Annotated in this window: 2 rRNA genes; both read left to right on the top strand. The window is 50.2% G+C overall.

Features of this window, described 5'->3' with window-relative positions:
• Nucleotides 1–152 precede the first annotated feature (152 nt).
• Nucleotides 153–3,025, top strand: a 23S ribosomal RNA gene (locus HJG39_RS18950).
• A 198-nt stretch (nucleotides 3,026–3,223) separates the two neighbouring features.
• Nucleotides 3,224–3,339: ribosomal RNA gene (gene rrf / locus HJG39_RS18945) — 5S ribosomal RNA — on the top strand.
• Nucleotides 3,340–3,342 lie beyond the last annotated feature (3 nt).

Below are 3,342 nucleotides of genomic sequence, written 5' to 3'. Positions count from 1 at the left end.
CTAAATGTTCTTTAACAATATGGAAAAGCTGAAAATCATCAAGTAAAAGTAAGAATTAGGGTTCTAGCAAATTAGTTAAGATCCTATCTGACAAAGAAACGGCAATTATCTTACTTTACGATTCTGAATAGCGAAGCTATTTGGGGTTGTATGGTTAAGTAATTAAGCGTATACGGTGGATGCCTTGGCAGTTAGAGGCGATGAAGGACGTGTTAATCTGCGATAAGCGTTGGTAAGCTGATATAAAGCGTTATAACCAACGATTTCCGAATGGGGCAACCCAACTCTTAGGAGTTATCTGCACCTGAATACATAGGGTGTAGAGGCGAACCCGGGGAACTGAAACATCTAAGTACCCGGAGGAACAGAAATCAACCGAGATTCCGTTAGTAGCGGCGAGCGAACGCGGATTAGCCGATGATGCTGTGATTAGTGGAACAAGCTGGAAAGTTTGGCGATACAGGGTGATAGCCCCGTACACGAAGAGCACAGTAGCACATATCAAGTAGGTCGGGACACGTGTTATCCTGACTGAAGATGGGGGGACCATCCTCCAAGGCTAAATACTCCTAACTGACCGATAGTGAACAAGTACCGTGAGGGAAAGGCGAAAAGAACCCCGGCGAGGGGAGTGAAATAGAACCTGAAACCGTATACGTACAAGCAGTGGGAGCAGACTAGTTCTGTGACTGCGTACCTTTTGTATAATGGGTCAGCGACTTATATTTTGTAGCGAGGTTAACCGAATAGGGGAGCCGTAGTGAAAGCGAGCGTTAACTGCGCGTCTAGTTGCAAGGTATAGACCCGAAACCCGGTGATCTAGCCATGGGCAGGTTGAAGGTTGAGTAACATCAACTGGAGGACCGAACCCACTAACGTTGAAAAGTTAGGGGATGACTTGTGGCTGGGGGTGAAAGGCCAATCAAACCGGGAGATAGCTGGTTCTCCCCGAAATCTATTTAGGTAGAGCCTCGGATGAATACCCACGGGGGTAGAGCACTGTTTGGGCTAGGGGGTCATCCCGACTTACCAACCCCATGCAAACTCCGAATACCGTGGAGTACTATCCGGGAGACACACGGCGGGTGCTAACGTCCGTCGTGGAGAGGGAAACAACCCAGACCGCCAGCTAAGGTCCCAAAGTTATAGCTAAGTGGGAAACGATGTGGGAAGGCTAAGACAGCTAGGAGGTTGGCTTAGAAGCAGCCATCCTTTAAAGAAAGCGTAATAGCTCACTAGTCGAGTCGGCCTGCGCGGAAGATGTAACGGGGCTAAGCTATACACCGAAGCTGCGGCAGCAAGTTTACTTGCTGGGTAGGGGAGCGTTGTGTAAGTGGTTGAAGGTGAGTTGAGAAGCTTGCTGGACATATCACAAGTGCGAATGCTGACATGAGTAACGATAATGGGGGTGAAAAACCCCCACGCCGGAAGACCAAGGTTTCCTGTCCCATGCTAATCAGGGCAGGGTGAGTCGGCCCCTAAGGCGAGGCAGAAATGCGTAGTCGATGGGAAACGGGTTAATATTCCCGTACTTGTATGTACAGTGAAGGGGGGACGGAGAAGGCTATGCAAGCATGGCGTTGGTAGTCCATGTGAAAGTGAGTAGGTTGAGTGCTTAGGTAAATCCGGGCTCTTAAGACTGAGACACGAGACGAGCTGCTACGGCAGTGAAGTTGCAGATGCCCTGCTTCCAGGAAAAGCCTCTAAGCTTATGTGCATATGAACCGTACCCCAAACCGACACAGGTGGTCAGGTAGAGAATACTAAGGCGCTTGAGAGAACTCGGGTGAAGGAACTCGGCAAAATAGTACCGTAACTTCGGGAGAAGGTACGCCTCTGGCTGTGATGAGACTTGCTCTCTAAGCGGTTGGAGGTCGCAGTGACCAGGTGGCTGGGACTGTTTATTAAAAACACAGCACTGTGCTAACTCGAAAGAGGACGTATACGGTGTGACACCTGCCCGGTGCCGGAAGGTTAATTGATGGGGTTAGCGTAAGCGAAGCTCTTGATCGAAGCCCCGGTAAACGGCGGCCGTAACTATAACGGTCCTAAGGTAGCGAAATTCCTTGTCGGGTAAGTTCCGACCTGCACGAATGGTGTAACCATGGCCACGCTGTCTCCACCCGAGACTCAGTGAAATTGAAATCGCAGTGAAGATGCTGTGTACCCGCACCTAGACGGAAAGACCCCGTGAACCTTTACTACAGCTTGGCACTGGACATTGACCCTACATGTGTAGGATAGGTGGGAGGCTTTGAAGCGTTGTCGCCAGATAGCGTGGAGCCAACCTTGAAATACCACCCTTGTATGTTTGATGTCCTAACTTAGCCCCATAATCTGGGGTGAGGACAGTGCCTGGTGGGTAGTTTGACTGGGGCGGTCTCCTCCCAAAGCGTAACGGAGGAGCACGAAGGTTAGCTAATCACGGTTGGACATCGTGAGGTTAGTGCAATGGCATAAGCTAGCTTAACTGCGAGACAGACACGTCGAGCAGGTACGAAAGTAGGTCATAGTGATCCGGTGGCTCTGTATGGAAGGGCCATCGCTCAACGGATAAAAGGTACTCCGGGGATAACAGGCTGATACCGCCCAAGAGTTCATATCGACGGCGGTGTTTGGCACCTCGATGTCGGCTCATCACATCCTGGGGCTGAAGTCGGTCCCAAGGGTATGGCTGTTCGCCATTTAAAGTGGTACGCGAGCTGGGTTTAGAACGTCGTGAGACAGTTCGGTCCCTATCTGGTGTGGGCGTTGGATGATTGAGAGGGGCTGCTCCTAGTACGAGAGGACCGGAGTGGACGAACCGCTGGTGTTCGGGTTGTCATGCCAATGGCATTGCCCGGTAGCTACGTTCGGAATCGATAACCGCTGAAAGCATCTAAGCGGGAAGCGAGCCTCGAGATGAGTCATCACTGGACTTAGGTCCCTGAAGGGTTGTTATAGACGATGACGTTGATAGGCAGGATGTGGAAGCGTTGTAAGGCGTTAAGCTAACCTGTACTAATTGCCCGTGAGGCTTAACCATACAACCCCAAGTTGCTATGCGACGGGGTTGTGGCGAAAGTCAAAGATAATACCAGTCGAAAGACAACGTTTTTTTAGAAGATAGGATATTAACTTGTTAGCCTATCTTACTTTTACCTCAGCTTTTTTATATTGGCGAAGAATGTTCAAGACATTCTTCTGCGCTTCCTCCATATTTGGAGGTCGTAAACAGTTTTTGCCTGGCGGCGATAGCGATACGGAACCACCTGATCCCTTCTCGAACTCAGAAGTGAAACGTATTAGCGGCGATGGTAGTGTGGGGTTTCCCCATGTGAGAGTAGCACACTGCCAGGCTCC

Origin of the sequence: Alteromonas sp. a30 (assembly GCF_026788005.1) — a bacterium.
In the GTDB taxonomy this organism is placed as follows: Bacteria; Pseudomonadota; Gammaproteobacteria; order Enterobacterales; family Alteromonadaceae; genus Paraneptunicella.
Note: the sequence above shows the minus strand (reverse complement) of the source record. Positions and strands in the feature narration are given on the sequence as shown.